This window comes from Limnohabitans sp., from assembly GCF_038134685.1.
Taxonomy (GTDB): domain Bacteria; phylum Pseudomonadota; class Gammaproteobacteria; order Burkholderiales; family Burkholderiaceae_C; genus Limnohabitans_A.
This window is the reverse complement of sequence record NZ_JAYPVP010000021.1, coordinates 1-24604: the sequence shown is the minus strand read 5'-3', so window position 1 is coordinate 24604 and position 24604 is coordinate 1. Positions and strand designations below refer to the sequence as shown.

The 24604-nt window shown below is 61.0% G+C and carries 27 protein-coding genes and 2 tRNA genes; 17 read left to right on the top strand and 12 right to left on the bottom strand.

Features of this window, described 5'->3' with window-relative positions:
• Positions 1 to 8 precede the first annotated feature (8 nt).
• Positions 9 to 776, top strand: a complete 768-nt coding sequence (locus AAFM15_RS09525; protein ID WP_341686478.1) for an ABC transporter permease — start codon at positions 9 to 11, stop codon at positions 774 to 776.
• A complete protein-coding gene (locus AAFM15_RS09520; RefSeq protein WP_341686477.1) occupies positions 773 to 1615 on the top strand; it encodes an urease accessory protein UreD in 843 nt (280 codons plus the stop codon). Before AAFM15_RS09525 ends, AAFM15_RS09520 begins: the two co-directional genes overlap by 4 nt.
• Here AAFM15_RS09520 and urtE read toward each other — a convergent pair whose 3' ends face one another.
• The 5 genes from urtE to urtA form a co-directional block, all read right to left on the bottom strand.
• The gene (urtE, locus tag AAFM15_RS09515) at positions 1616 to 2320 is read right to left on the bottom strand and encodes an urea ABC transporter ATP-binding subunit UrtE (protein WP_341686476.1); all 705 of its coding nucleotides are present in this window, start codon (positions 2318 to 2320) and stop codon (positions 1616 to 1618) included.
• A gap of 2 nt (positions 2321 to 2322) precedes the next feature.
• Entirely contained in the window at positions 2323 to 3198 is an 876-nt protein-coding gene (urtD, locus tag AAFM15_RS09510) for an urea ABC transporter ATP-binding protein UrtD (RefSeq protein ID WP_341686475.1), read from the bottom strand.
• Positions 3195 to 4313, bottom strand: a complete 1119-nt coding sequence (gene urtC / locus AAFM15_RS09505) for an urea ABC transporter permease subunit UrtC (protein ID WP_341686474.1) — start codon at positions 4311 to 4313, stop codon at positions 3195 to 3197. The genes urtD and urtC overlap by 4 nt, the downstream gene beginning before the upstream one ends.
• Positions 4310 to 5878: an urea ABC transporter permease subunit UrtB gene (gene urtB / locus AAFM15_RS09500; protein WP_341686473.1), complete on the bottom strand. Its 1569-nt coding sequence runs from the start codon at positions 5876 to 5878 to the stop codon at positions 4310 to 4312. The genes urtC and urtB overlap by 4 nt, the downstream gene beginning before the upstream one ends.
• Positions 5879 to 5972: 94 nt before the next feature.
• Positions 5973 to 7244 carry an urea ABC transporter substrate-binding protein gene (urtA, locus tag AAFM15_RS09495; protein ID WP_341686492.1) on the bottom strand — a complete coding sequence of 424 codons (1272 nt, stop codon included), beginning with the start codon at positions 7242 to 7244 and terminating at the stop codon, positions 5973 to 5975.
• Positions 7245 to 7491: 247 nt separating this feature from the next.
• On the opposite strand from urtA, the gene AAFM15_RS09490 reads away from it, so the two are divergent.
• The 9 genes from AAFM15_RS09490 (at position 7492) to AAFM15_RS09450 (ending at position 12596) form a co-directional block, all read left to right on the top strand.
• Positions 7492 to 7794: an urease subunit gamma gene (locus AAFM15_RS09490; RefSeq protein WP_341686472.1), complete on the top strand. Its 303-nt coding sequence runs from the start codon at positions 7492 to 7494 to the stop codon at positions 7792 to 7794.
• A 17-nt stretch (positions 7795 to 7811) separates the two neighbouring features.
• Positions 7812 to 7988, top strand: coding sequence for a hypothetical protein (locus tag AAFM15_RS09485; RefSeq protein ID WP_341686471.1), 177 nt, complete (start codon positions 7812 to 7814; stop codon positions 7986 to 7988).
• An 87-nt stretch (positions 7989 to 8075) separates the two neighbouring features.
• Positions 8076 to 8381, top strand: a complete 306-nt coding sequence (locus AAFM15_RS09480; RefSeq protein ID WP_341686470.1) for an urease subunit beta — start codon at positions 8076 to 8078, stop codon at positions 8379 to 8381.
• A gap of 1 nt (position 8382) precedes the next feature.
• A complete protein-coding gene (gene ureC, locus AAFM15_RS09475; RefSeq protein WP_341686469.1) occupies positions 8383 to 10101 on the top strand; it encodes an urease subunit alpha in 1719 nt (572 codons plus the stop codon).
• Entirely contained in the window at positions 10101 to 10640 is a 540-nt protein-coding gene (gene ureE, locus AAFM15_RS09470; protein WP_341686468.1) for an urease accessory protein UreE, read from the top strand. Before ureC ends, ureE begins: the two co-directional genes overlap by 1 nt.
• Complete coding sequence (locus AAFM15_RS09465; protein ID WP_341686467.1) at positions 10630 to 11322, top strand: urease accessory protein UreF; 693 nt, start codon at positions 10630 to 10632, stop codon at positions 11320 to 11322. Before ureE ends, AAFM15_RS09465 begins: the two co-directional genes overlap by 11 nt.
• Positions 11316 to 11975 carry an urease accessory protein UreG gene (gene ureG / locus AAFM15_RS09460; protein WP_341686491.1) on the top strand — a complete coding sequence of 220 codons (660 nt, stop codon included), beginning with the start codon at positions 11316 to 11318 and terminating at the stop codon, positions 11973 to 11975. Before AAFM15_RS09465 ends, ureG begins: the two co-directional genes overlap by 7 nt.
• Before the next feature lie 53 nt (positions 11976 to 12028).
• Positions 12029 to 12116, top strand: a tRNA-Ser gene (locus AAFM15_RS09455).
• 114 nt (positions 12117 to 12230) lie between these two features.
• Positions 12231 to 12596 (top strand): hypothetical protein, encoded by a 366-nt coding sequence (locus tag AAFM15_RS09450; RefSeq protein ID WP_341686466.1) that lies wholly within the window; start codon positions 12231 to 12233, stop codon positions 12594 to 12596.
• A gap of 48 nt (positions 12597 to 12644) precedes the next feature.
• Here AAFM15_RS09450 and hemW read toward each other — a convergent pair whose 3' ends face one another.
• The 3 genes from hemW to rph are packed head-to-tail and all read right to left on the bottom strand — an operon-like array spanning position 12645 to position 15197.
• On the bottom strand, positions 12645 to 13820 hold the full coding sequence (gene hemW, locus AAFM15_RS09445; protein ID WP_341686490.1) for a radical SAM family heme chaperone HemW: 1176 nt from the start codon (positions 13818 to 13820) through the stop codon (positions 12645 to 12647).
• Between the two features lie 34 nt (positions 13821 to 13854).
• The gene (gene rdgB, locus AAFM15_RS09440) at positions 13855 to 14460 is read right to left on the bottom strand and encodes an RdgB/HAM1 family non-canonical purine NTP pyrophosphatase (RefSeq protein WP_341686465.1); all 606 of its coding nucleotides are present in this window, start codon (positions 14458 to 14460) and stop codon (positions 13855 to 13857) included.
• Between the two features lie 5 nt (positions 14461 to 14465).
• On the bottom strand, positions 14466 to 15197 hold the full coding sequence (rph, locus tag AAFM15_RS09435; RefSeq protein WP_341686464.1) for a ribonuclease PH: 732 nt from the start codon (positions 15195 to 15197) through the stop codon (positions 14466 to 14468).
• Positions 15198 to 15291: 94 nt separating this feature from the next.
• Here rph and AAFM15_RS09430 point away from each other — a divergent pair, with 94 nt between their 5' ends.
• The 4 genes from AAFM15_RS09430 to AAFM15_RS09415 all read left to right on the top strand — a co-directional run bounded on the left by AAFM15_RS09430 (position 15292) and on the right by AAFM15_RS09415 (position 19392).
• Positions 15292 to 16221, top strand: coding sequence for a YicC/YloC family endoribonuclease (locus AAFM15_RS09430; RefSeq protein WP_341686463.1), 930 nt, complete (start codon positions 15292 to 15294; stop codon positions 16219 to 16221).
• A gap of 11 nt (positions 16222 to 16232) precedes the next feature.
• Positions 16233 to 16853 (top strand): guanylate kinase, encoded by a 621-nt coding sequence (gmk, locus tag AAFM15_RS09425; RefSeq protein ID WP_341686462.1) that lies wholly within the window; start codon positions 16233 to 16235, stop codon positions 16851 to 16853.
• A 21-nt stretch (positions 16854 to 16874) separates the two neighbouring features.
• Entirely contained in the window at positions 16875 to 17075 is a 201-nt protein-coding gene (gene rpoZ / locus AAFM15_RS09420) for a DNA-directed RNA polymerase subunit omega (RefSeq protein ID WP_341686461.1), read from the top strand.
• Between the two features lie 91 nt (positions 17076 to 17166).
• A complete protein-coding gene (locus AAFM15_RS09415; protein WP_341686460.1) occupies positions 17167 to 19392 on the top strand; it encodes a bifunctional (p)ppGpp synthetase/guanosine-3',5'-bis(diphosphate) 3'-pyrophosphohydrolase in 2226 nt (741 codons plus the stop codon).
• A gap of 2 nt (positions 19393 to 19394) precedes the next feature.
• Here AAFM15_RS09415 and greB read toward each other — a convergent pair whose 3' ends face one another.
• From greB to AAFM15_RS09395, 4 genes are all read right to left on the bottom strand, one after another.
• Positions 19395 to 19955: a transcription elongation factor GreB gene (greB, locus tag AAFM15_RS09410; RefSeq protein ID WP_341686459.1), complete on the bottom strand. Its 561-nt coding sequence runs from the start codon at positions 19953 to 19955 to the stop codon at positions 19395 to 19397.
• Between the two features lie 72 nt (positions 19956 to 20027).
• Positions 20028 to 20104: transfer RNA gene (locus AAFM15_RS09405), tRNA-Arg, on the bottom strand.
• A gap of 38 nt (positions 20105 to 20142) precedes the next feature.
• Entirely contained in the window at positions 20143 to 20853 is a 711-nt protein-coding gene (gene uppS, locus AAFM15_RS09400; protein ID WP_341686458.1) for a polyprenyl diphosphate synthase, read from the bottom strand.
• A 76-nt stretch (positions 20854 to 20929) separates the two neighbouring features.
• Positions 20930 to 23401, bottom strand: a complete 2472-nt coding sequence (locus AAFM15_RS09395; RefSeq protein WP_341686457.1) for an adenosylcobalamin-dependent ribonucleoside-diphosphate reductase — start codon at positions 23399 to 23401, stop codon at positions 20930 to 20932.
• A gap of 108 nt (positions 23402 to 23509) precedes the next feature.
• On the opposite strand from AAFM15_RS09395, the gene AAFM15_RS09390 reads away from it, so the two are divergent.
• Positions 23510 to 24070 (top strand): hypothetical protein, encoded by a 561-nt coding sequence (locus AAFM15_RS09390; protein ID WP_341686456.1) that lies wholly within the window; start codon positions 23510 to 23512, stop codon positions 24068 to 24070.
• A gap of 70 nt (positions 24071 to 24140) precedes the next feature.
• Positions 24141 to 24533 (top strand): hypothetical protein, encoded by a 393-nt coding sequence (locus AAFM15_RS09385; RefSeq protein ID WP_341686455.1) that lies wholly within the window; start codon positions 24141 to 24143, stop codon positions 24531 to 24533.
• The last annotated feature ends 71 nt before the right edge of the window (positions 24534 to 24604 follow it).

Sequence of the window (24604 nt, the reverse complement as noted above, 5' to 3'; positions counted from 1 at the left end):
GGTTAGACATGAACAAGAAAACACTGGAACGCTGGTCCCCCTGGGTCCTTCTGGTCATCACTCTGGTGGTGTGGGAAGGTCTGTGCCGCGCCTTCAACGTCTCCGAATTCGTCTTCCCCAGCCCTTCACGCATCTGGCAACAATTCATGGAGTTCAAGGAAGTGATCGCAGGCCACGCCTGGCGCACCTTTTGGGTCACCATGGCAGGCTTTGGGATTGCGATTGTGGTGGGTGTGCTGCTGGGCTTTGTGATCGGCAGTTCACGGATTGCCTATGCTGCTGTGTACCCGCTCATGACCGCCTTCAATGCCTTGCCCAAAGCAGCCTTTGTGCCGATTTTGGTGGTGTGGTTTGGCATCGGCATCGGCCCGGCCATCCTGACGGCTTTCCTGATCAGCTTCTTTCCGATCATGGTGAACATCGCCACGGGTCTTGCCACACTGGAGCCTGAGCTCGAAGACGTGCTGCGCGTGTTGGGCGCCAAGCGCTGGGACGTGCTGGTCAAAGTCGGCCTGCCCCGCTCCATGCCTTACTTTTACGGCTCGCTCAAGGTCGCCATCACGCTGGCGTTTGTGGGCACCACCGTCTCGGAGATGACCGCCGCCAACGAAGGCATTGGCTACTTGCTGATCTCGGCTGGCTCAGCCATGCAAATGGGCCTGGCCTTTGCCGGTCTGCTGGTGGTGGGTGCCATGGCCATGGTCATGTACGAGCTGTTCAGCTACATCGAAAAACACACCACCGCCTGGGCACACCGCGGCTCGCAGGGCGAATGAGCTGGCTCGCACGCCTGTCGCTGGACTACACACAGGAAAACGGGCGCAGCGTCGCCCGTTTTTCACATGAAGGTCCGCTGCGCATTTTACAAAGCCTCTACCCCGAGGGCGATGCCATTTGCCACAACGTGCTGGTGCATCCGCCCAGCGGGCTGGTGGGCGGTGACACGCTGGACATGCAGGTTACCGTGGGCAAGGGTGCGCATGGTCTGGTGACTACGCCCGGCGCCACCCGCTTTTACAGAAGCGAAGCGGGCCTGGCCACGCAGCAGGTGCATGCCCGTCTGCGTGACGGCGCACGCCTGGAATGGCTGCCGCTCGAAGCCCTGGCCTACAGCGGCTGCGACGCGCTCAACCTGGCCCGCTTTGAACTCGCACCCACGGCAGAACTCATGACCTGGGACATCACCGCCCTGGGCCTGCCCAACGCACAGCAACCGTTTGTGGCGGGACGGTTTCAGCAGCATCTGGAGATTCCCGGCCTCAACGGCCCTATTTGGCTGGAGCGTGGCACGGTGGAGGCGCAGGACGAACGCCTGATGAACGGGCCGCTGGGCCTGGCCGGGCAGCGCTGCATGGCCACGCTGGTGTTTGCCGCAGGCAGCGCCATCGCACCCGACCGCGCCGAAGCCGCACTCGACGCCGCCCGCGCCGCTCTGGAAGCCAGCCCCCTGCGCCTGCAGGCTGGGGCCACGCAGCCGCACCCGCAAGTCATCGTGCTGCGCGTGCTGGCCCCGGTGGTGGAGCCAGCCATGCAACTGCTGCGACCCGTCTGGGCGGCATGGCGGCAGGTGCTGTGGGGGTTACCGGGGACTGTGCCGAGGTTGTGGAACCTTTGATCAGATGGCCACCAACTGCTGAATGTTCTTCGCCTTCATCTCGCTGCCTGGCCCGCTGGCGATCACCTCGCCGCGTTCCATGACCAGGTAGTCGTCGGCCAGTTCTTCGGCAAAGTCGTAGTACTGCTCGCACAGCAAGATGGCCATGCGCTGGCCTTGCAGGCCCACGTCGGCCAGTTGGCGGATCACGTGGCCAATGTCTTTGATGATGCTGGGCTGGATGCCTTCGGTCGGTTCGTCCAATATCAATAGGCGCGGCTTGGCGGCCAGTGCGCGGGCAATGGCCAGCTGTTGCTGCTGGCCGCCTGACAGGTCTCCACCCCGGCGGTGCAGCATCTGCTTGAGCACCGGAAAAAGCTGGAACAGTTCGGGCGGGATGGGCGTGCCGCCAGGCTGTGTGGCCAAGCCCATGCGCAGGTTGTCTTCGACCGTGAGGCGGGCAAAGATTTCACGGCCTTGGGGCACGTAGCCAATGCCGGCCGCCGCGCGTTCGTAGGGCTTGGCTTTGGTGATGTCCTGACCCGCCAGCGTAACGCTGCCGCTCTTGATGGGCACCAGGCCCATCAGGCTTTTGAGCAGCGTGGTCTTGCCCACGCCGTTGCGGCCCAGCAGCACCGTCACGCGGCCCTGGGTAGCGCTCAGGCTCACGTCGCGCAGGATGTGGGAGCCGCCGTAGTACTGGTGAATGTTTTGAACGGTCAGCATCTTCAACGCCCCAAATAAACTTCGATCACACGCTCATCAGCTTGCACCTGGTCGAGCGTGCCCTGGGCCAGCACCGAGCCGTCGCAAAGCACGGTGACGATGTCGGAGATGGTGCGGATGAAGCTCATGTCGTGCTCCACCACCATCAGCGAATGCTTGCCCTTGAGGCTGAGGAACAGCTCTGCCGTGCGCACGGTCTCGTGGTCGGTCATGCCGGCCACGGGCTCGTCGAGCAGCAGCAGCTTGGGGTCTTGCATGAGCAACATGCCGATCTCCAGCCACTGCTTCTGGCCGTGGCTCAGCAGGCCCGCCTGCTTGCCCACCTGGTCGGCCAGGTGGATGGTGTGCAGCACCTCGGCCAGGCGGTCGCTCTGGGCCGAGTCGAGCTTGAAGAACATGGACGCCTTGACGCCCTTGTGGGTCTTGAGCGCGAGTTCGAGGTTCTCGAACACCGTGAGCTGTTCGAACACCGTCGGCTTCTGGAACTTGCGGCCAATGCCCAGCTGGGCAATCTCGGGCTCGTTGTGGCGCATGAGGTCGATGGTGCTGCCAAAGTACACCGTGCCTTCGTCGGGCCGGGTCTTGCCAGTGATGATGTCCATCATCGTGGTCTTGCCCGCACCATTGGGGCCGATGATGCAGCGCAGCTCGCCGGGTGCAATGTCGAGCGAGAGCTTGTTGATGGCCCTGAAGCCGTCAAAGCTGACGCTCACGTCTTCCAGGTACAGGATGCGGCCGTGGCTCACGTCCACTTCATTACGGTCGTGCAGCACGCGACCGTAGCCTGCATCGCGTCCGCCGGATTCGGTGGCATGCGCCAACAGTTCGGCATGGTGTTGCAAGCGCTGGGCGCCATGCTTCATGAGGTCAGGCGTCATGCCACACCTCCTTTGCGTTTGAATTTGGCCAGCAAGCCCACCACGCCATTGGGCATGTAGAGCGTCACCGCAATGAACAGCACTCCCAAAAAGTACAACCAGAACTCGGGCGCGGTCACCGTGAGCCAGCTCTTGGCCCCGTTGACCAGGAAGGCACCGACGATGGGCCCAATCAAACTGGCCCGTCCGCCCACCGCTGCCCAGACCGCAATCTCGATCGAGTTTGCCGCGCTCATCTCACCGGGGTTGATGATGCCGACCTGCGGCACATACAGAGCGCCAGCCACACCGCACATCACCGCCGAAATCACCCAAATGCTCAGCTTGTAGGGCAGCGGTGAATAGCCCGAGAACATGACGCGGCTTTCCGCGTCGCGGATGGCTTGCAGCACGCGGCCGTACTTGCTGGTGACCAGCCAGCGGGCAAACAGAAAGCAGCCCAGCAGCGTCAGGCCGGTGAGCACGAACAACGTCATGCGCATGCCGGGGGTGGCGATGGGCAAGCCCAGAATCCGCTTGAAGTCAGTAAAGCCGTTGTTGCCGCCAAAGCCGGTCTCGTTGCGGAAGAACAGCAGCATGGCCGCAAAGGTCATGGCCTGGGTGATGATGGAAAAGTACACCCCCTTGATGCGCGAGCGGAAGGCAAAGAAGCCGAACACGCCTGCAATCACGCCAGGCACCAGCACCACCATCAGCAGCGTGGCCACAAAGCTGTCGGACAGCGCCCAGTGCCAGGGCAGTTCTTTCCAGTCCAGAAACACCATGAAGTCTGGCAAGTCGCTCTGGTACTGGCCGTCACGCCCGATCTGGCGCATCAGGTACATGCCCATCACATAGCTGCCCAGCGCAAAGAACAGGCCGTGGCCGAGCGACAGAATGCCGGTGTAGCCCCAGATCAGGTCCATGGCCAACGCGCAGATGGCGTAGCACATGATCTTGCCGATCAAGGCAATGGCGTAGTCGCTCAGGTGCAGTACGGTGCCGGCTGGCACCAGCAGATTGAGTACGGGGGCCAGCACGCCCACGGCGAGCAAGCACACAAGAAATGCCGTCCAGGCTTTGCGGGTGAGCAAGGCAGGTGCGGCGGGGAGTTGTAGTTTGTGGCTCATGTTCATGCCTCCGCGCTGCGGCCCTTCATGGCAAAGATGCCTTGAGGACGTTTCTGAATGAACACGATGATGAAGACCAGCACCGCGATCTTGGCCAGCACCGCACCGGTCCAACCTTCCAGCAATTTGTTGACCAGGCCCAGGCCGAGTGCTGCATACACCGTACCAGCCAGCTGGCCCACGCCACCCAGCACCACCACCATGAAGGCGTCAACGATGTAGTTCTGCCCCAGATCGGGGCCAACGTTGCCGATCTGGCTGAGCGCGCAGCCCGCCAACCCCGCAATGCCTGAGCCCAGCGCAAAGGCGTAGGTGTCGATGCGGGCGGTGTTGATGCCCATGCACGAGGCCATGGGGCGGTTTTGCGTGACGCCACGCACGAACAGGCCCAGGCGCGTTTTGGCGATCAGCAGCGACATGCCCAGCAGCACCGCCGCTGCAAAGCCAATGATGAGCACGCGGTTCCAGGGCAGTTGCAGGTTGCTCATGAGCTGGATCGAGCCGCTCATCCACGAGGGGTTTTCCACACCGACGTTTTGTGCGCCGAACAGGCTGCGCACGGCTTGCATCAGGATCAGGCTGATGCCCCAGGTGGCCAGCAGCGTCTCGAGCGGGCGACCGTACAGGTGCTTGAGAATGGTGCGCTCCATCAATGCGCCCACCAGTGCAGACGCCGCAAACGCCACCGGCACGGCGGCGAGCAAGTAATAGTCAAACAGGCCGGGCAGGTGGCTGCGAAACAGCCCCTGCACCACATAGGTAGCGTAGGCGCCGATCATCATCAACTCACCATGCGCCATGTTGATGACGCCCATCAGACCGTAGGTGATGGCCAGACCCAAGGCCACCAGCAGCAAGATGGAGCCGAGACTCAAGCCGGTAAAGAGGGTGCCCAGGTTCTCGCCCAACTGCAGGCCGCGCTTGACCTGTTCAATGGCGATCTTGAGGGCAGACTTCACACTGACATCCTCTTCCTGCGCAAGTTGTTGGTTGAGCAAGAGCAGTACATCAGGTTGTGCACTGGCTGCCAGGACTTGTGCTGCCGCCCTGCGTTGTGCAGCTTCGGGACTCGATAGATCCACAGCCGCAAGCGCTTGTTGCAACACAGCGCGGACAGCTGGATCGTTTTCTGCGGCGAGCGCTTTTTCAACCAATGCACGCTGAGCGGCCTGGGGCTCCTTGAGCAGGGCCTGTGCCGATTGAAGGCGCTGCTGCACATCTGTACTGAACAAACGCATAGCAGCCAGCGCGGTGTCAAGCTCGCCGCGCAGGCGGTTGTTGAGCATCACGTCTTCGGCGTCGTCGGGCAGGTTCAGGGCTGCGCCGGTGACGGGATCAGTGACTTTGTCATCACGCAGCACAAACAACTGCGTTTCTTTGATCTTCACGGCCTCGTCGGCCAAGGCTTGCAAGTAGGCGGCAGTTTTGTCATCGCCTTCGGCGACGGCCTGGCCCAAGGCTTCGATGCGCGCATCGGTTTCGCCACGGGCTATGGCCAGGGCTTGCTCGGCAGTCAATGCGTGTGCGGAACTGGCCAGCAACAAGCCGATCCACAGCACCCATCTTGTCATCCATCGTCTCATTGTCTTGTCCGGTAACGGCTATGTTCAACCCAGAAAAAAGGGGAAGGCAACGCGCCCTCCCCTGCAGGACGCATGCGTCGATTTACTTCTTCACAGGCTCGTCAGGTTTGCCTTCGTTGCCCGCGATGTAGGGGCTCCAGGGCTTGGCCTTGACGGGGCCGGGGGTCTTCCAGACCACGTTGAACTGGCCGTCGGCCTTGATCTCACCAATGAACACCGACTTGTGCAGGTGGTGGTTCTTCTCGTCCATCTTGCTGGTGATGCCAGACGGTGCCTTGAAGGTCTGACCGGCCATGGCCTTGATCACGGCGTCCACATCGGTGGTCTTGGCCTTTTCGACGGCCTGCTTCCACATGTGGATGCCGATGTAGGTGGCTTCCATCGGGTCGTTGGTCAGAGGCTTGTCTTTGTGGCCAGCGATGTTCTTGGCCTTGGCGTAGGCAGACCATTGTTTGATGAACGCATCGTTGGTCGGGTTCTTGATGCTCATGAAGTAGTTCCATGCAGCCAGGTGACCGACCAACGGCTTGGTGTCCACGCCGCGCAGCTCTTCTTCACCCACGCTGAACGCGACCACGGGAACGTCCTTGGCCTTCAGGCCGGCGTTGCCCAGTTCTTTGTAGAAAGGCACGTTGGAGTCGCCGTTGATGGTGGACACCACAGCGGTTTTACCGCCAGCAGAAAACTTCTTGATGTCGGCCACGATGGTCTGGTAGTCGGAGTGACCAAACGGGGTGTACTTCTCGTCGATGTCTTTGTCGGCCACGCCCTTGCTCTTGAGGTAGGCGCGCAAAATTTTGTTGGTAGTGCGGGGGTACACATAGTCGGTGCCCAGCAGCACCCAGCGCTTGGCGGCGCCACCGTCCTTGCTCATCAGGTAGTCCACAGCGGGAATGGCCTGCTGGTTGGGCGCAGCGCCGGTGTAGAACACGTTTTTGGACAGCTCTTCACCTTCGTATTGCACGGGGTAGAACAGCAGACCGTTCATTTCTTCGACCACGGGCAGCACGGATTTGCGAGACACCGAAGTCCAGCAACCAAAGATCACGGAGACTTTGTCCTGACCCAAAAGCTGTTTGGTTTTTTCGGCGAACAGCGGCCAGTTGGACGCAGGGTCGACCACCACGGGTTCGAGCTTCTTGCCCAGCACGCCACCCTTGGCGTTGATCTCGTCGATGGCCATGAGCACGGTGTCTTTCAACACAGTCTCGGAAATGGCCATGGTGCCCGAGAGGCTGTGCAGCACGCCGACTTTGATGGTGTCGGCAGCTTGCGCTTGCAGGGAAAAGGACAAGCTGCCAGCAGCGATGGCTGCAGCGAGGGACAGGGCTTTGAGGTTGCCACGGCGGTTCATCATGAAAGCACTCCAGTCAGGATCAAGGTTGTTGGAAGAAGCGTTGTGTTCACGCTCAACCCTCTTGAGCAAAGGCCGTGCCAATTTTTAAAACTGCTGCGATCAGGCCTTCCACCCCACTTCAGCTTCCAGAGAAATTGGACCCGCTCTAATAAGAGCGCCTCATCCTGCGCCGCACGCCCCATCGCGGCACGGGAATTGCTTGACTCAGTGCATCAACGCCCGAAATTGAACGGAACGCACCAAGATGGAACTCACACCCCGCGAGAAAGACAAGCTGCTGATCTTCACAGCGGCCTTGCTGGCTGAAAGACGCAAAGCCCGTGGCCTGAAACTCAATTACCCCGAAGCCGTGGCCTTGATCAGTGCCGCCGTCATGGAAGGAGCACGCGATGGCCGCACCGTGGCACAACTCATGAGCGAAGGCCGCACCGTTTTGACACGCACCGATGTGATGGAAGGCGTAGCCGAAATGATTCCGGACATCCAGGTCGAAGCCACTTTCCCCGACGGCACCAAATTGGTGACTGTGCACCAACCTATTGTTTGATATTCAGGACTCCTCAAATGAAAACCCGACACATCGCACTTGTGATTCTGGCCGCCACGACGCACCTGGGCGCATTCGCTCACGAAGGCCACGGCATCGAAGGCAGTGCACATTGGCACGCCTCGGACACCTTGGGTTTTGTCGGCATGGCTGCAATCGTGGCTGTAGCCTGGTTTCTAGGCAAAGGCAAGTGAAATGAAACCCCCACGCTCTGCACTTTGTGTCGTCGCTGCCCCCCGAGGGGGCGAGGCCTCCTTTGAGGCGGCTCGGCAGGAGGCCTTATGACACCCGGCGAACTCTTCATTGATACGGGCGAACACGCCCTCAACACCGGCAGGCGCGCAGTGACGCTGCTGGTCAAGAACTGCAGCGACCGGCCCATTCAGGTCGGCTCGCACTACCACTTTGCCGAGACCAACGGTGGCCTGGACTTTGACCGCGCCGCCGCACGCGGCATGCGACTGAACATTGCGGCTGGCACGGCCGTGCGCTTTGAACCCGGACAGCAACGCACGGTGGAGCTGGTGGACTACGCGGGCGACCGCGTGGTGTACGGCTTCCGTGGTTTAACCCAAGGAAAACTCTGACATGGCCACGATTGGAAAACGCGCTTACGCCGAGATGTTCGGCCCCACCGTGGGCGACCGCGTGCGGCTGGCCGATACCGAACTGGTGATCGAGGTCGAGAAGGACTACACCCTGCAAACGGGTGGCTACGGTGAAGAGGTCAAATTCGGCGGCGGCAAAACCATTCGCGACGGCATGTCGCAAAGCCAGCGCACCCGTGCCCATGGCGCGGTGGACTGCGTGCTGACCAACGCCCTCATCGTCGACCACTGGGGCGTGGTCAAGGCCGACATTGGCCTGATCGGCAGCCGCATCGCGGCCATTGGCAAAGCGGGCAACCCCGACACACAGCCAGGCGTCGACATCGTGATTGGCCCGGGCACCGAAGTCATCAGCTGCGAAGGCATGATCGTCACCGCCGGTGGCGTGGACACGCACATCCACTTCATCGCGCCCCAGCAGATCGACGAGGCGTTGGCCAGCGGCGTGACCACCATGCTGGGCGGGGGCACCGGACCTGCCACGGGCACCTTTGCCACCACCTGCACGCCCGGCCCCTGGAACATCGAACGCATGATGCAGGCGGCCGACGCCTTTCCCATGAACCTGGGCTTTCTGGGCAAGGGCAACGCCGCCCTGCCCGATGGCCTGCGCGAGCAGATCAGCGCGGGAGCCATCGGCCTCAAATTGCACGAAGACTGGGGCACCACGCCTGCCGCCATCGACAACTGCTTGAGCGTGGCCGAAGAGACCGACACGCAGGTCGCCATCCACACCGACACGCTCAACGAGTCGGGCTTTGTGGAAGACACGGTGGCCGCGTTCAAGGGCCGCACCATCCACACCTTCCACACCGAAGGCGCAGGCGGCGGGCACGCGCCCGACATCCTCAAGGTGGTGGGCGAAGCCAATGTGCTGCCCTCCTCCACCAACCCGACACGCCCTTACACCGTCAACACGCTGGATGAGCATGTGGACATGCTCATGGTCTGCCACCACCTGGACCCGGCGATTGCCGAAGACCTGGCCTTTGCCGAGAGCCGCATCCGCAAGGAAACGATCGCGGCCGAGGACATCCTGCACGACCTGGGCGCCATCAGCATGATGAGCAGCGACAGCCAGGCCATGGGCCGCGTGGGCGAAGTCATCATCCGCACCTGGCAGACGGCGCACAAGATGAAGGTGCAGCGCGGCAAGCTCGATGGGGACAGCGATCGCCACGACAACGCCCGTGTCAAGCGCTACATCGCCAAGTACACGATCAACCCCGCGATTGCGCACGGCATCAGCCACGAGGTGGGCAGCGTCGAGGTGGGCAAATGGGCCGATCTGGTGATCTGGAAGCCCGCCTTCTTCGGCATCAAACCCGCCATCGTCATGAAGGGCGGCTTCATTGCGCTGGCGGCCATGGGCGACCCCAACGCCTCCATCCCCACCCCGCAGCCGGTGCACTACCGGCCCATGTTTGGCAGCTTTGGCGGTGCGCTGGCCAAGGGCTCGCTGACCTTTGTGTCGCAGGCCGGGCTGCAGGCCGGTGTGGGCGAGCGCTACGGCCTCGCCAAAACGCTCTCTGCCGTCAAGAACATTCGCAGCGTGGGCAAGAAGGACATGGTCCACAATGCCTACGCGCCGCGCATGGAGGTGGATGCCCAGACCTATGTGGTGCGCGCCGACGGGATGCTTCTGACCTGCGAACCCGCAGCCAGCCTGCCGATGACCCAACGCTACTTTTTGTTCTGATGCTGATCTGCTCCAAACGCATGCCCCAGGCCAAGGGCCTGGCCAAAGTCCTGGTCCAGCGCGCCGCTTCGGTCACGCTGGACTGGGACACGCGCTGCAAAAGCCGCTTTGACGCCACCGACAGCACGGGTCGCCAGCTGGGTGTGTTTTTGCCGCGCGGCACCGTGGTGCGCGGTGGCGATGTGCTGGTGGCCGAAGACGGTTCTCTGGTGCGTGTCGAGGCCGCGCCGCAAACGGTGCTGCGCATCACCGTCTGTGCTGAACACGGCTCGCCCTTTGACCTGATGCGCGCCGCCTACCACCTGGGCAACCGCCATGTCCCCATCGAGCTGCGGCCCGACCACCTCAAGATCGAACCCGACCATGTGCTGGCCGAGATGCTGCGCGCCATGCACATGACAGTGTCCGAGGTGCAGGCACCGTTCGAGCCCGAAGGCGGCGCCTATGGCGACAACGCCATGATGGGCCACGACCATGGGCATGGGCACAGCCACCACGGTCACAGCGGCTGCGGACACGACCATACGCATGGCCACTGACACCCCGGCACTGCTGCAGCTGATCTGGCTCGCGTCCCCTGCCTTGCCGGTGGGAGGGTTTTCGTATTCCGAAGGCTTGGAAGCCGCCATCGATCACGGCCTGGTGCACGACGAAGCCAGTTGCACGGCATGGCTGCTTGACCAGCTGCTGATCACGCAGGCGCGTGGCGACATGGCCGCCATCGCCCAGGCGGTGCCCGCCTGGCGGGCGATGGACACGGCGCGGCTGCAAGAGCTGAACGCCTGGGTGCTGGCCACCCGCGAAAGCAGCGAGATGCGGCTGCAGACGGTGCAGATGGGCAAGTCCCTGCTGGACTGGCTGCGCAACCTGCAGGGCCACTGCCCGGCCAGCCCCGAAGCGCTGCACTGCCTGGCCGACCTGCCCCCCACCTACCCGCTGGCCTACGCCCTGGCCCTGGCCTGCAGCCAGGCCCCGCTGGACCAGGCCCTGCAGGCCTACGCCTTTGGCTGGGCCGAAAACATGACCCAGGCCGCGCTCAAAGCCGTGCCACTGGGCCAGAGCAGCGGCCAGCGCATGCTGGCGGTGCTGGCCCGCACCATTCCAGAGGCGGTGCACACCGCCCTCACCCGCACCGACGAGACGCGTCAGGCCTTCAGCCCCATGCTGGCCATCCTCTCGTCGCGCCACGAAACCCAATATTCACGACTCTTCCGATCATGACTGCACTGCATCACATTCCGAATCGCACCAAGAAACTGCCGCCCCTGCGCGTGGGCATTGGCGGGCCTGTGGGCTCTGGCAAGACCACCCTGCTGGAGATGCTGTGCAAGCACATGCGCGAAAAATGGGACCTGATCGCCATCACCAACGACATCTACACCAAGGAAGACCAGCGCCTGCTGACCATCAGCGGCGCGCTGCCTGCCGAGCGCATCATGGGTGTGGAAACCGGCGGCTGCCCGCACACCGCGATCCGCGAGGACGCGTCGATCAACCTCGAAGCGATCGACCGCATGTTGGAGAAGTTCCCCGATGCCGACATCGTGTTCATCGAAAGCGGCGGCGACAACCTGGCGGCCACCTTCAGCCCCGAGCTGAGTGACCTGACGATCTACGTGATCGACGTGGCCGCAGGCGAAAAGATCCCGCGCAAGGGCGGGCCCGGCATCACCAAGAGCGACCTGTTCGTCATCAACAAAACCGACCTCGCCCCGCACGTGGGTGCCAACCTGGACATCATGAAGCAAGACACCGACCGCATGCGCCCCAATCCCGACACCCGCCCCTGGGTGATGACCAACCTCAAGACGTTGGACGGTCTGCAGAACGTGGTCTCCTACATCGAGCGCAAGGGCTTACTGAACGCGACTTGAAGGCGGGACGGATAGAGTCGATCTTGCCGTTACAATGCAAGCCAGCAGACCCGGGAAGAGTGGCAGAGTGGTCGATTGCAACGGTCTTGAAAACCGTCGACTCGCAAGGGTCCGTGAGTTCGAATCTCACCTCTTCCGCCATGCTCACCATCAAGCCCCGCCCAAGGGGCTTTTTGCTGCCCACTTGCATTCAGTAATAACCCCAATGCGAAAGTTGTATACACATTTCCGGTGTTTTTATTAGAATTCACAACTATGGAACAAAGTACCCGTCCCCTTGCTGCAGCTTACCTGCGCTTTTTGCAACTGGCCCGCGTTGTGCAGGCCTTGCCCGAAGGCGCAGAGATGGATGCCAATGAATCCGCCCTGCTCGAGGCCGTGGTGTTGCGCTGGTACGAACAAAAACCCATGACCGTGCGCGAAGCCATCGGCTTGGCCCAGCTCGGCTCGCCTGCCACGCTGCATAAACGCATCACGCGCCTGCGTGACAAGGATTTGCTGGACACCATGAACCAGGACGGTGATCGCCGCGCCAAGTTCCTGATCCCCACCGCCCGTACGCTGGAATACTTCAGCCACTTGGGCAAGACGCTGCAAAACGTACAGATCGCAGCGGCCTGAACAAGGCACTTTTCCAGAAACAGTACTGATGCTCTCAGTGCTGTTTTTTTATGTCTCGGGCAAAAAGAGGCTTTGCAAGTCACTCAAGAAATCAAAGCCGCGCTCGGTAGGCCACACGCGCGTCCAGTCCCGCACGATCAAACCTTGGTCTTCTGCTGTTTTGAGTCCCGTCTGGATGCTGGTCATGGCCAAGCCAGTTCGTTCCATGAAGTCGGTCAACGCGAAACCTTCTTTGAGGCGCAGCGCATTGAGCATGAACTCGAACGGCAAATCAGCACGTGAAACCTCGTCGCTTTGCGTGACGGGCTCTCCCAGCATGGCCTGCTTCATGTAGAGCTGGGGCTCGCGAAAACGCACCTGGCGCACGATGCGGTGTGCAAAGCTGAGCTTGCTGTGTGCTCCCGCACCAATGCCCAAATAGTCGCCAAACTGCCAGTAGTTCAGGTTGTGCGCGCAGGCATGGCCAGGCTTCGCATAAGCCGAAACCTCGTAACGCCCCAGGCCCGCGGCAGCGGTGCGTTCAGTGATGCGGTCCATCATGGCGTAGGCATCGTCATCTTCAGGCAACACTGGCGGGTGTTTGGCAAACACCGTGTTGGGCTCAATGGTGAGGTGGTAGATCGACAAGTGCGGCGGGGCAAAGCCCAAAGCTGTGTCCACGTCTTCGCTCAGCTGCGCCAGCGTCTGGCCCGGCAATGCGTACATCAGGTCCAGATTGAAGGTGTCGAACACCTGCGCCGCTTCGGTCACGGCAGCCAGGGCCTGCGCGCGGTCGTGCACGCGACCCAATGCCTTCAGATGCGCATCGTTAAAACTTTGCACACCAATCGATAAGCGCGTGATGCCCGCCTGCCGGAACGCCTTGAAGCGGTCTTTCTCGAAGGTTCCGGGGTTGGCCTCCAGCGTGATCTCGCAATCGGCCGACAGGCGCAGACGCGCACGTAACCCGCTGACGAGCCGGTCCATCGCCTCGGGTGAAAACAGACTGGGGGTGCCCCCGCCAAAGAAGATGGTGTGAACCGTCCGGCCCCAGATGAGTGGCAGACTGGCTTCCAGGTCTGCGAACAGCGCATCGATGTAAGCGTCTTGCGTGCCGCGGGCATCGTCACCACGAAACTCGTGAGAGTTGAAGTCGCAGTATGGACACTTCTTGATACACCAGGGCAGGTGCACATACAGTGACAGCGGCGGCAGGCCCTGCAGCTGCAGTAAGCCCGGTCGCATCTGGTGGGCCGGATCAAGCGCAGGGTTCACGGCATCAAGCCTCCAGCCAACGCTCTCGCATCAGCGCCAGCATCTGCTGCACGGCGCGGCCTCGGTGGCTGTTCGCGTTCTTCACGTCCACGGGCAGTTCGGCAAAGGTCTTGCCGAACTCGGGGATGAACATCACCGGGTCAAAGCCAAAACCGTTACTGCCGCGCCGCTCGGTGGCGATCTCACCCGTGACACGGCCCACCGCAATCAAAGGCTCCGGGTCGTCTGCCGAGCGCAGCGCCACCAACGTGCTGACCATGGCAGCCCGGCGGTGGGGGATGCCCTGCATCTGCTCGAGCAAAGCCGTCACGTTGTTGTCGTCGCTTTTTTCGTAGCCAAAACGGGTGGCGTAATACGCCGTGTCCACACCGGGCTGGCCGCCAAAAGCGTCCACGCACAGGCCTGCGTCATCGGCCAGCGCGGGCAGGCCCGACAGTTTGGCCGCATGGCGCGCCTTGGTCAGGGCGTTCTCGATAAACGTGCGAAACGGCTCCTCGGCCTCGGGAATATTCAGGTCGGCCTGGCGCACCAGTTCCATGCCCAACGGGGCCAGCATGGCTTGCAGCTCGGCCAGTTTGCCTTTGTTGTTGGAGGCCAGGACGATCTTCATGAGCGTCATTGGCCCAAAGCTTGGGTCTGCAGCTTGACCAGCTCGCCAATGCCTTTTTCGGCCAGGGCCAGCATACGGTCCATCTCGACACGGGTGAAGGCCACGCCTTCGGCCGTGCCCTGCACTTCCACAAAATTTCCAGCACCGGTCATCACCACGTTCATGTCGGTGTCGCAGGCCGAATCTTCGGGGTAGTCCAGGTCCAGCAGCGCGGTGCCGTCTTTCAGGCCCACCGAGATCGCCGCCACATGGTCCAGGATGGGCGATTCGGTCAGCTTGCCGTTGGCGATCAGCCAGTTGACCGCATCCTGCGCGGCCACAAAGGCACCGGTGATGCTGGCGGTGCGGGTGCCGCCGTCAGCCTGCAGCACATCGCAGTCCAGATGGATGGTGCGTTCGCCCAGTTTTTTCAGATCGAACACCGCGCGCATGGAGCGGCCAATCAAGCGCTGGATTTCCTGCGTGCGGCCGCTTTGTTTGCCACGGGCAGCCTCGCGGTCGCCACGGGTGTGGGTGGCGCGGGGGAGCATGCCGTATTCGGCCGTCACCCAGCCCTCGCCGCTGCCTTTTTTGTGGCCAGGCACTTTTTCTTCGACCGAAGCCGTGCACAGGACGCGGGTGTTGCCAAACTCGATCAGCACCGAGCCTTCGGCGTGAATGGTGTAGCCACGGGTGATGCGCACCTGGCGCAGGGCATCGGCCGCGCGGCCAGTGCGTTGGTAGGAAGTAGTGCTCATGAATGTCTGTCGGAGTTGCCAGCAGGGCAGTTTGAGATAATGGCGGGCTACTAAGCCTTATTAGCGCCTTACCGGGCCACAAGAAAGCAGCTCCATGCCAGTTTACAGTATGACCGGATTTGCCAGCGTGCAGCACAGCCTGCAGTCGCCGGTGCCGGCCGAGTCCTCCATGTCCAGCGGGACTTTGCCGCCCAGTGCCCGTTTGGGGCTGGACATCCGCTCGGTCAACAGCCGCTTTCTGGACCTGAGCCTCAAACTTCCCGAAGATCTGCGCCATCTGGAGCCCGCTTTTCGCGAACTGCTGACCCGCCAGCTCAAACGCGGCAAGGTCGAAATCCGGGCCTACATGGAGCGCAACCAGTCCGAAGACTGGCAAGCCCCCAGTGTGGCGGCATTGCAAAAACTCTCGGCTCTTCAAAGCAAAGTGCAAGACTGGCTGCCGCAAGCGCGCCAACTGAGCGTGGCCGATGTGCTGCGCATGAGCCAGGGCTCGCAGCCCAGCACGGCTGTGGAAGACAGCGTGTGGCTGGACCTGGCTGGCCAGGCCCTCAAGGCCATGCGCCAAGCTCGCGAGCGCGAGGGCGAACGGCTGTGCGCCATGCTGCGCGGCCACATTGCCCAGCTGCAGCAATTGGCGGCTCAGGCTGCTCCCCTGGTGCCCCAACTGGTCGAACAACAACGCCAGCGCTTTCTGGAGCGCTGGAAAGACGCGATGGCCCTGACTGATGGTGGCGCCCTGCCCGAGGCGGCCCAGGACCGCGCCCTGTCCGAAGCCACGGCTTTTGCCATTCGCATTGATGTGGCCGAAGAGGTCACCCGCCTGCAATCGCACCTGCAGGAAATTGCCCACCTGCTGGACAAGGGCGGTGAGATCGGCAAGCGCCTGGACTTCCTGATTCAGGAACTGCACCGCGAGGCCAACACCCTGGGCTCGAAGTCGGCTGTGCTGGAAATGACCCGTATTTCGGTGGACATGAAGGTGCTGATCGAGCAAATGCGCGAGCAAGTACAGAACATTGAATAAGCGAGCCCCAAATGGACTACCCCGGTAACCTTTTTGTTGTGGCGGCGCCCAGCGGCGCAGGCAAATCCAGCCTGGTCAAGGCCCTGATGGAATTGGACGCACAAGTGCAACCCTCCGTCTCGCACACCACGCGTGCGCCGCGCGGCCAGGAAAAACACGGCCGCGAATACTTTTTTGTGTCGCCCCAGGAATTTGACACCATGGTGCTGTCCGACGCGTTTGTCGAATGGGCACATGTGCACGGTCAGCGCTACGGTACCTCGAAAAAAATGATCGAAGACCGCATGAGCCAGGGCTCCGATGTGGTGCTGGAGATTGACTACCAGGGCGCCATCCAGATCAAGCGTATGTACGCCAACGCTGTGCTGATCTTCATTTTGCCGCCCAGCTGGGAAGAGCTGCGCTCGCGTCTGGAGCGGCGTGGCGAAGATGCCCCAGACATCATCGAAATGCGCCTGAAAAACGCCGCCGAAGAGCTGGCTCAGGCCAAGGAATTTGACTTCGTTATAATCAACGAAGTCTTTGAGCGGGCCTTGTTCGACCTGAAGGCGGTGGTCCACGCCCAGCGTCTGAAGTACATCGCCCAGCGCCGCGCCAGGCCCGACACTTTTGCCGCGCTCAATATCGACTGAACCTCCAGAGGAAACAACACCATGGCACGCATCACGGTTGAAGACTGTCTGCAAAAAATCCCTAACCGCTTCCAGCTGGTGCTGGCTGCGGCTTACCGCGCCCGCATGCTCAGCCAGGGCCATACGCCCCGCGTTGACAGCAAAAACAAGCCTGGCGTGACCGCCCTGCGTGAAATTGCTGAAGGCCATATCGGCCTGGAAATGCTCAAGCGCGTGCCCTGATCACGCCGAAAGGCACCACAAGAAGCCCCGTCACCGGGGCTTTTTTCGTCTGTGGGCCGCCTTGCATTTCAGTGCAAGTTAATATTCGGACATGAAAACAGCCCCCCCCTCTCCAGCACCAGCTGCCGCCAACGCTGCGGCGGCCAGTTTTGCTGCGCTGGAGGCTCGGCTGGACTATCTTGGCGAGTCTGACATTGAGCTGGTTCGCCGTGCCTATCGCTTTGCAGACGAAGCCCATTTGGGCCAAATGCGTAAAAGTGGCGAGCCCTACATCACCCACCCCATAGCTGTAGCGGTGCAATGCACCGAGTGGAAGCTGGACGCGCAGGCCTTGGCCGCCGCCCTGATGCACGATGCCATGGAAGACTGCGGCGTCACCAAGCACGAATTGATCGAGCGTTTTGGCGCTCCCGTGGCCGAACTGGTAGACGGCCTGACCAAGCTCGACAAACTCGAATTCAACACCCGCGAAGAAAACCAGGCCGAGTCGTTTCGCAAGATGCTGCTGGCCATGGCGCGCGATGTGCGCGTCATCCTGATCAAACTGGCCGACCGCAGCCACAACATGCGAACCATGGGTGACATGCCCCGCAGCAAGTGGGGCCGTATCTCCTCGGAAACACTCGAAATTTACGCGCCCATCGCCTACCGCCTGGGTCTGAACGAAACTTACCGCGAACTGCAAGAGCTGGCCTTTCGGCATCTCAAGCCCTGGCGGCACGATGTGCTGGCCAAAGCTGTTTCGCGCGCTCGCAATCGCCGCCGCGATCTGGTGCAAAAAGTACAAGCCGAAGTCGAAACCCTGTTCGCACAAGCGGGCATGTCCATCCGCATCAGCGGTCGCGAAAAAACGCTGTACTCCATCTACAAGAAGATGGACAGCAAACACCTGAGCTTTGCCCAGGTGACAGACATCTATGGCTTTCGCCTGATCGTGCCCAGTCTGATCGACTGTTACACCGCCATGGGCCATCTGCACCAGATGTACAAGCCGGTGCCTGGCAAGTTCAAAGACCACATTGCCATCCCCAAGGTCAACGGCTACCAGTCCTTGCACACCACGCTGGTGGGGCCCGCAGGCATCAACATCGAATTCCAGATGCGCACCGAGGCCATGCACGTGATTGCCGAGTCCGGCGTGGCTGCACATTGGCTCTACAAGGCCAACCCCACGCAAAGCCAACAGGCCGAACACCTGGGCACCCAATGGTTGCAGTCCTTGCTGGACATTCAGAACGAAACCCGTGATGCGGCCGAATTCTGGGACCACGTGAAGGTCGACCTGTTCCCCGAGGCGGTGTATGTCTTCACGCCCAAAAGCAAGATCATGGCCATGCCGCGTGGCGCCACGGTGGTGGATTTTGCCTATGCCATCCACAGCAACATTGGCGACCACGCCATGGCCGCCCGCATCAATGGCGACCAGGTGCCGCTGCGCACCGAGCTCAAAAACGGCGATGTGGTGGAAGTCATCACCGCGCCCGACAGCGCACCCAACCCCGCCTGGCTGGCTTTTGTACGAACAGGCCGCGCCCGCTCCAAGATTCGGCACCACCTCAAGACCATGGCGCAAAACGAGTCGGTGCAACTGGGCGAGAAGCTGCTGGGTCAAGCCTTGCGTGCCGAGGGCATTGCGCAAGTTCCGGCAGATGAGCCCGTACATCAAGGCCTGTGGGACAAATTGCTGCACTTCACCGGCAACCGCAACCGCGCTGACTTGCTGATGGACATTGGACTGGGCAAGCGCATTGCGTCCATCGTGGCCAAGCGACTGGTGGTCTTGCTGGGCGAACAAGGTCAACGCCCCGATGCCCTGCTCATGACACGCGAGCGCTTTACCGCGCACGAAACCGTGTCGCAAGGCGCCATCACCCTCGACGGCAGCGAGAACGCCTCGGTGGTGTACTCTCGTTGCTGCCGCCCCTTGCCTGGCGATGAGATTGTGGGCTACCTTGGTCGCGGTGAAGGCTTGGCGGTGCACACCCGTGACTGCGCCCTGGCCCGCAAGCTGCAGCAAAAAGACAGCGAGCGTTTCATCGGCGTGGAATGGTCAGACGAGCCGACCCGGAATTTTGAAACCGCCATTGAGGTCACGGTGGTCAATGGCAAAGGCGTACTGGCCCGCGTAGCAGGCGCCCTGGCCACAGCCGAGGCCGACATCGTACACGTGGACATGGGCCAGGAGTCAGCACAAGATGCCGCAGAACTGCGCTTTGTATTGGCCGTACGGGATGTTCAACACCTTGATGCCGTGATGCGGCAACTCAAGCGCACACCTTCCGTCATTCAGACCAAACGTCAGTTACCCAAAGGTTGACCTCACGCTTCGGACGCAGGCGGATAGCTCACCTCAATCACCTCAATGTTCAACACACCTGCTGGTGTGTGCAGTTTGAGCTCATCACCCACGCGTGACTTGAGCAAGGTCCGGGCGATGGGCGAGATCCAGCTCACCTGCCCTTGCAGACTGTCGGCTTCGTCAATACCCAAGATGGTGATGGTGCGCTGTGTTCCACTGTCTTCAGCATAGGTGACCGTGGCACCGAAAAAAACCTGGTCGCTGCCGTGGTGCACCGAAGGGTCTGCCACCTCTGCCGCCTCCAGGCGTTTGGTCAAAAAACGAATGCGGCGGTCAATCTCGCGCAGGCGCTTCTTGCCGTACAGGTAGTCGCCATTCTCAGAGCGATCTCCGTTGCTGGCAGCCCAATGCACGATCTCGACAATTTTGGGGCGCTCGTCGTCAATCAGCCACAGCAGCTCCGCTTTCAGGCGGGCATAACCCGCGGGCGTCATGTAGTTTTTGGTGCCAGCAGGCAAGGCGGGCAGGCCACCTGCTTCGTCGTCATCGTTGTCGGTTTCTTTGGTAAAAGCTTTGCTCATGACTGTCGGATTCAGATCAATAGCGCCAAACAAAAAAGCCCACAACATTTCTGTTGCAGGCTTTTTAAATAATGGTGCGGCTGGCAGGATTCGAACCCACGACCCCTTGGTTCGTAGCCAAGTACTCTATCCAACTGAGCTACAGCCGCTGAAGACATTCATTGTAGCACAGCTTTTTGGGCTTTTCTCACAAAGGTGCAGAAGAACCAAAACGACGGTCGCGATGCACGAACCAATCGACAGCATCCTTGAAGCGATCGGCCGTGAAGTCCGGCCACAAATCATTTGCAAAGTACAGCTCGGCATAGGCGGCCTGCCAGAGCATGAAGTTGCTCACACGCGACTCGCCGCCCGTGCGAATGAGCAAGTCCACTTCGGGGGCATCTCCAGTGCTCAGGTATGAGGACAGATCGCCCTCGGTCATGGCTGAGAGATCTTGCCCAGGGTGTGCTTGTTGCCAGGCACTGGCTGCTTGCAGCATGTCCCAACGGCCACCATAGTTGGCACACACGATCAGGGTGATGGCGGTGTTGTTGGCAGTCTTGGCTTCGGCTTGGGCAATCAGCTCCTGCAAAGCAGGCGCAAAGCGGGAGCGATCGCCCGCCACACGCAAGCGCACCCCGTTGTCGTTCATGCTGTCCACCTCTTTTTGCAAGTAGGTCATGAACAAGCTCATCAGGCTGCTGACTTCTTCCTGCGGGCGCTTCCAGTTTTCAGTGCTGAAGGCAAACAGGCTTAAATAGGGAATGCCCATTTCAGCGCAGGTTTTGACAATGTCCCGCACACGCTTGGCACCCGCCGCATGACCCAGGGCTGCAGGCATGAAACGGTTTTTCGCCCAGCGGCGATTGCCATCCATGATGATGGCAATGTGTTGGGGCAAGGCGTTATCAGTCATGGGGCATGCTTTTGATTTTCATCACGATTCTAGCTTGCCGGCCCCATTGGATTGCTCCTGGCTGTCACTGATCTCCTCAACCACAAGCGCCCACAAAACCACACTGCGTGCAGTACTCACAGCCATCTTTCTTGATGACGGCATGGGCACCACAATCAGGACACTTCTTGCCCGCCATCACGCCTGTTGCAGCGGTGGGAGCAGTCGGAGCAGGCTCATCCACCTCAGGCAAAGGCAACGCCATCTGGTTGGCCGAGCCTTGGCGCTTGGCACGCAGCTCCAGAATGTTTTGCACCGCCCAGGCAATGGCGGCCACCTCGGAGTCGTGCCACAGCGGCACCTGCGTGCCGTCTTCGCGCACCTTGTAGCCGTAGCGCACAGGGCCACGGTCCCAGGCCACCTTGCGCATATCGGACAAAGCCCGCTCCAAAAAGCCACCACGCGCCGCCAAAGACAGCATGCGCATGCTGGAGGTGATCCATTGCTGCGATTCACCGCTCTGACCCACAGGCATGAAGAACTCAATGGCGCGATCCACCGTACCTTTGCCATCGCCGCGCGGCACCGGCAAGAAGGACACGATCAAGTACAAGGACTTGTGACCATCGTGCGTCCAGTACTCGATTTTTTCGGCCACCGCATCCAGCCCGCCCAAGGGACGACTTTCAATGACGGTGCGCATCGGGTCCACCACCGCAGTGGGCGTGGCAGCGGCTGGCTCAACCCGTTTGCTCGATTCAGCAGGTTTGACCTCGAGCACCGCACCCAGAATGCTGTTGGGACGGTAAGTGGCCAAGCCCTTGAGACGCGCACTCCAAGCCTGAAGGTACAGGTTCTTGAAGTCTTCGTAGGGGTAGTCCTCGGCCACGTTGACAGTTTTGGAAATGGACGTGTCGATGTAGGGCTGCACCGCTTGCATCATGGCGATGTGGTCATGCGCACTCATCTCCAACGCGCCCACAAAAGCCGCCGGCAAGTTGTTCACATCGCCACCCAACGCTTTGTACAAACGGTAGGCGTGGTCTTGCACCTCATATTCGCTGCGCGTGCCATCGGCCTCGCGCTTCTTGCGGGTGTACGTCCAGGAAAACGCAGGCTCAATGCCGTTGGAGGCATTGTCTGCAAACGCCAGACTCACCGTGCCCGTGGGCGCGATCGACAACAAATGGCTGTTGCGAATACCGTGCTGCTTGATCTGCGTCTTGATGGCCTCGGGCAAGCGGCTGGCAAACGTGCCATCGGCCAGATAGGGGGTCGCCTCGAACAACGGGAAGGCGCCCTTTTCCTGCGCCAGCGCCACAGAGGCCGCATAGGCCGCATCGCGCATGCACTCGGCAATACGGCGTGCCATTTCGCGTCCGGCATCTGCGTTGTAAGGCAAGCCCAGCATGACCAGTGTGTCGCCCAAACCTGTAAAGCCTACGCCAATGCGGCGCTTGGCATGGGCCTCGCGCTCTTGCTGGGGCAGCGGCCAGTGCGTCAACTCCAGCACATTGTCCAAAGCACGCACCTGCAGCGCTACGCTTTTGGCAAAAGCCTCAAAGTCGAAAGCGGCCTCACCACCATGGTTGAACGCATGGCGCACAAACCTGGTCAGGATGATCGGCCCCAGGTCACAGCAGCCGTAAGGGGGCAAGGGCTGTTCACCGCAAGGATTGGTCGCGCTGATGGTTTCTACCGCACGCAAGTTGTTGGCGGTGCGAATACGATCCAGGAACAAGATACCCGGCTCGGCAAAGTCGTAGGCCGACTTCATGATGGTGTCCCACAACTCGCGCGCCGGCAGCGAGCGATACACCCACTGGCCATCGGGGCGCTGGCGCGCTCCTTGCTGCACCTGCTCGGCCACGGGTTGTGCAGGGTGCACCAGCTCCCAATCTGCCCCTTGCTGCACCGCCTCCATGAAGGCATCGGTCACGCCCACCGACACATTGAAATTGTTCCAGCGCCCGGGCGTCCGTTTGGCCGTGATGAACTCCAGCACATCCGGGTGGTCAATACGCAGAACGCCCATTTGCGCCCCGCGTCGCGCGCCCGCACTCTCCACCGTGGCGCAGGACTGGTCAAACACATTGATGTAACTGCACGGCCCCGATGCGGTTGAGGCCGTGCCTTTGACCCGCGCACCCTTCGGACGAATGCGGGAAAAGTCATAACCCACACCACCACCGCGGCGCATGGTCTCGGCCGCTTCGCGCAGCGCTTCGTAAATACCGGGGTAGCCCTCGTCGTCTACCCCCTGAATGCAGTCCCCCACCGGCTGCACAAAGCAATTGATGAGAGTGGCTTGAATGCCCGTACCCGCCGCGCTCATGATGCGTCCGGCACCAATCGCTCCTGCATCCATGTTGCGGCGGAATTTTTGCTCGAACTCAGCCTGCAATTCGGGCTTTTCGATACTGGCCAAGGCCCGCGCCACACGGTCGTAGAGCTGCGCGGCCGTGGTTTCGCCATTCTTGAGGTACTTCTCCTGAAGCACATCCACACAAATAGGCTGTGGGGGCAGGTCTTGGGTAGACAACAGATCAGGGGAAATGGAAGTGTTCATGGCACAAGGGTTTCAATGGGTTCAGGTTCATAGCCTACTCCAGCTTGGGCAGGCGTAGCTTGTGTGCAGTCAAAAAAATGGATAATCCGCAAAGCTATCGAGACGCCCATGTCTGCCCGTTTTTCTTATTTTCAGAACCTTGCCCTGGCCATCATTTTTGCAGCGGCGTATTACCTGACTTTCTGGGTGCAGGTGCACTGGCTGCAGGGTTTCGACTTTGTCCAAGGCGTCAGCCTGCTGTTCCTACCCGCTGGCATCAAAATGCTCTCGATCGTGGTGGGTGGCGCGTGGGGCATTGGTGGCGTCTTTGTCACGTCCACGCTACTGAGCCATGTGGTCTGGGGTGATCACGGTTTCATGTACGCCTTGCTGTCACAAATCGTTTGGGCGGGCGCGCCCTACATCACCTACCAAATCCTCAAACGCCAACTGCACATTGATGACATGCTCTTGTCGCTCAAAGGCTCTCATATTGCCTTGATCGCTGTGGCCATTTCCGTCACATCCAGCCTGGCCGATCGTAGCTTCCGTTACGCAGCAGGACAAGTCCAGGAACACATGTTCAACACCTCGGTCTGGGCCATGGTGCTGGGCGACGTTGGCGGCATCGTACTTGTGCTGTCACTGGCGGTCTTGCTGATGCAGCGACTGCGCAGAACGCACGCCTGACCCATTGCCGCCATTGGTGCTTACCTGGGCCCGAAATCCGGGACAATACCGGCTCAAGCCGTTCAAAACCATGCAGATCAAGACACCCTCCCTTCTCCCCATTTTGTTTGCCGTCGCGCTGGGCACCCTGGCGCCTCAGTCCACAGCGCTGGCCGCCAAGCGCCCTGCCGCCAAAGCAGCCACACAGAAAAAAGCTGCTGCTGCCGCCCAAAAAGCCCTGCCCGCTTTGCCCGCCCTGGCTGCTGAAACCGCGCTGGCCGCCAACCCACCCGCACTGCCTGCCAAAGCCTGGTTGCTGATGGACTACGACTCTGGCGAAGTGCTCGCCGCCGCCAACGCGGACGAGCCTTTGCCACCCGCTTCGCTCACCAAGATGATGACCAGCTATCTGGTTGAACAGTCGCTGAACTCGGGCAAGCTCAAGGAAACCGACCTGGTCACTGTCAGCGAAAACGCCTGGTGAAGGGGCACCAGCTCATAGTCATGAATGTACCTGCCGATGGGCAGCAAGGCCAGCTTGATATACATACTGCG

Excerpts from the sequence above, each read along its gene's own strand:
- rpoZ (WP_341686461.1), top strand. The coding sequence starts at position 16,875 with ATGGCACGCATCACGGTTGAAGACTGTCTGCAAAAAATCCCTAACCGC.
- AAFM15_RS09465 (WP_341686467.1), top strand. The coding sequence starts at position 10,630 with ATGGCCACTGACACCCCGGCACTGCTGCAGCTGATCTGGCTCGCGTCC.
- urtC (WP_341686474.1), bottom strand. The coding sequence starts at position 4,313 with ATGAACATGAGCCACAAACTACAACTCCCCGCCGCACCTGCCTTGCTC.
- uppS (WP_341686458.1), bottom strand. The coding sequence starts at position 20,853 with ATGACTGATAACGCCTTGCCCCAACACATTGCCATCATCATGGATGGC.
- AAFM15_RS09395 (WP_341686457.1), bottom strand. The coding sequence starts at position 23,401 with ATGAACACTTCCATTTCCCCTGATCTGTTGTCTACCCAAGACCTGCCC.
- AAFM15_RS09490 (WP_341686472.1), top strand. The coding sequence starts at position 7,492 with ATGGAACTCACACCCCGCGAGAAAGACAAGCTGCTGATCTTCACAGCG.
- AAFM15_RS09525 (WP_341686478.1), top strand. The coding sequence starts at position 9 with ATGAACAAGAAAACACTGGAACGCTGGTCCCCCTGGGTCCTTCTGGTC.
- AAFM15_RS09390 (WP_341686456.1), top strand. The coding sequence starts at position 23,510 with ATGTCTGCCCGTTTTTCTTATTTTCAGAACCTTGCCCTGGCCATCATT.
- AAFM15_RS09430 (WP_341686463.1), top strand. The coding sequence starts at position 15,292 with ATGCCAGTTTACAGTATGACCGGATTTGCCAGCGTGCAGCACAGCCTG.
- AAFM15_RS09485 (WP_341686471.1), top strand. The coding sequence starts at position 7,812 with ATGAAAACCCGACACATCGCACTTGTGATTCTGGCCGCCACGACGCAC.
- ureE (WP_341686468.1), top strand. The coding sequence starts at position 10,101 with ATGCTGATCTGCTCCAAACGCATGCCCCAGGCCAAGGGCCTGGCCAAA.
- rdgB (WP_341686465.1), bottom strand. The coding sequence starts at position 14,460 with ATGAAGATCGTCCTGGCCTCCAACAACAAAGGCAAACTGGCCGAGCTG.
- AAFM15_RS09385 (WP_341686455.1), top strand. The coding sequence starts at position 24,141 with ATGCAGATCAAGACACCCTCCCTTCTCCCCATTTTGTTTGCCGTCGCG.
- urtA (WP_341686492.1), bottom strand. The coding sequence starts at position 7,244 with ATGAACCGCCGTGGCAACCTCAAAGCCCTGTCCCTCGCTGCAGCCATC.
- urtB (WP_341686473.1), bottom strand. The coding sequence starts at position 5,878 with ATGACAAGATGGGTGCTGTGGATCGGCTTGTTGCTGGCCAGTTCCGCA.
- AAFM15_RS09450 (WP_341686466.1), top strand. The coding sequence starts at position 12,231 with ATGGAACAAAGTACCCGTCCCCTTGCTGCAGCTTACCTGCGCTTTTTG.
- AAFM15_RS09520 (WP_341686477.1), top strand. The coding sequence starts at position 773 with ATGAGCTGGCTCGCACGCCTGTCGCTGGACTACACACAGGAAAACGGG.
- AAFM15_RS09480 (WP_341686470.1), top strand. The coding sequence starts at position 8,076 with ATGACACCCGGCGAACTCTTCATTGATACGGGCGAACACGCCCTCAAC.
- gmk (WP_341686462.1), top strand. The coding sequence starts at position 16,233 with ATGGACTACCCCGGTAACCTTTTTGTTGTGGCGGCGCCCAGCGGCGCA.
- greB (WP_341686459.1), bottom strand. The coding sequence starts at position 19,955 with ATGAGCAAAGCTTTTACCAAAGAAACCGACAACGATGACGACGAAGCA.
- AAFM15_RS09415 (WP_341686460.1), top strand. The coding sequence starts at position 17,167 with ATGAAAACAGCCCCCCCCTCTCCAGCACCAGCTGCCGCCAACGCTGCG.
- urtD (WP_341686475.1), bottom strand. The coding sequence starts at position 3,198 with ATGACGCCTGACCTCATGAAGCATGGCGCCCAGCGCTTGCAACACCAT.
- hemW (WP_341686490.1), bottom strand. The coding sequence starts at position 13,820 with ATGCGACCGGGCTTACTGCAGCTGCAGGGCCTGCCGCCGCTGTCACTG.
- rph (WP_341686464.1), bottom strand. The coding sequence starts at position 15,197 with ATGAGCACTACTTCCTACCAACGCACTGGCCGCGCGGCCGATGCCCTG.
- urtE (WP_341686476.1), bottom strand. The coding sequence starts at position 2,320 with ATGCTGACCGTTCAAAACATTCACCAGTACTACGGCGGCTCCCACATC.
- ureC (WP_341686469.1), top strand. The coding sequence starts at position 8,383 with ATGGCCACGATTGGAAAACGCGCTTACGCCGAGATGTTCGGCCCCACC.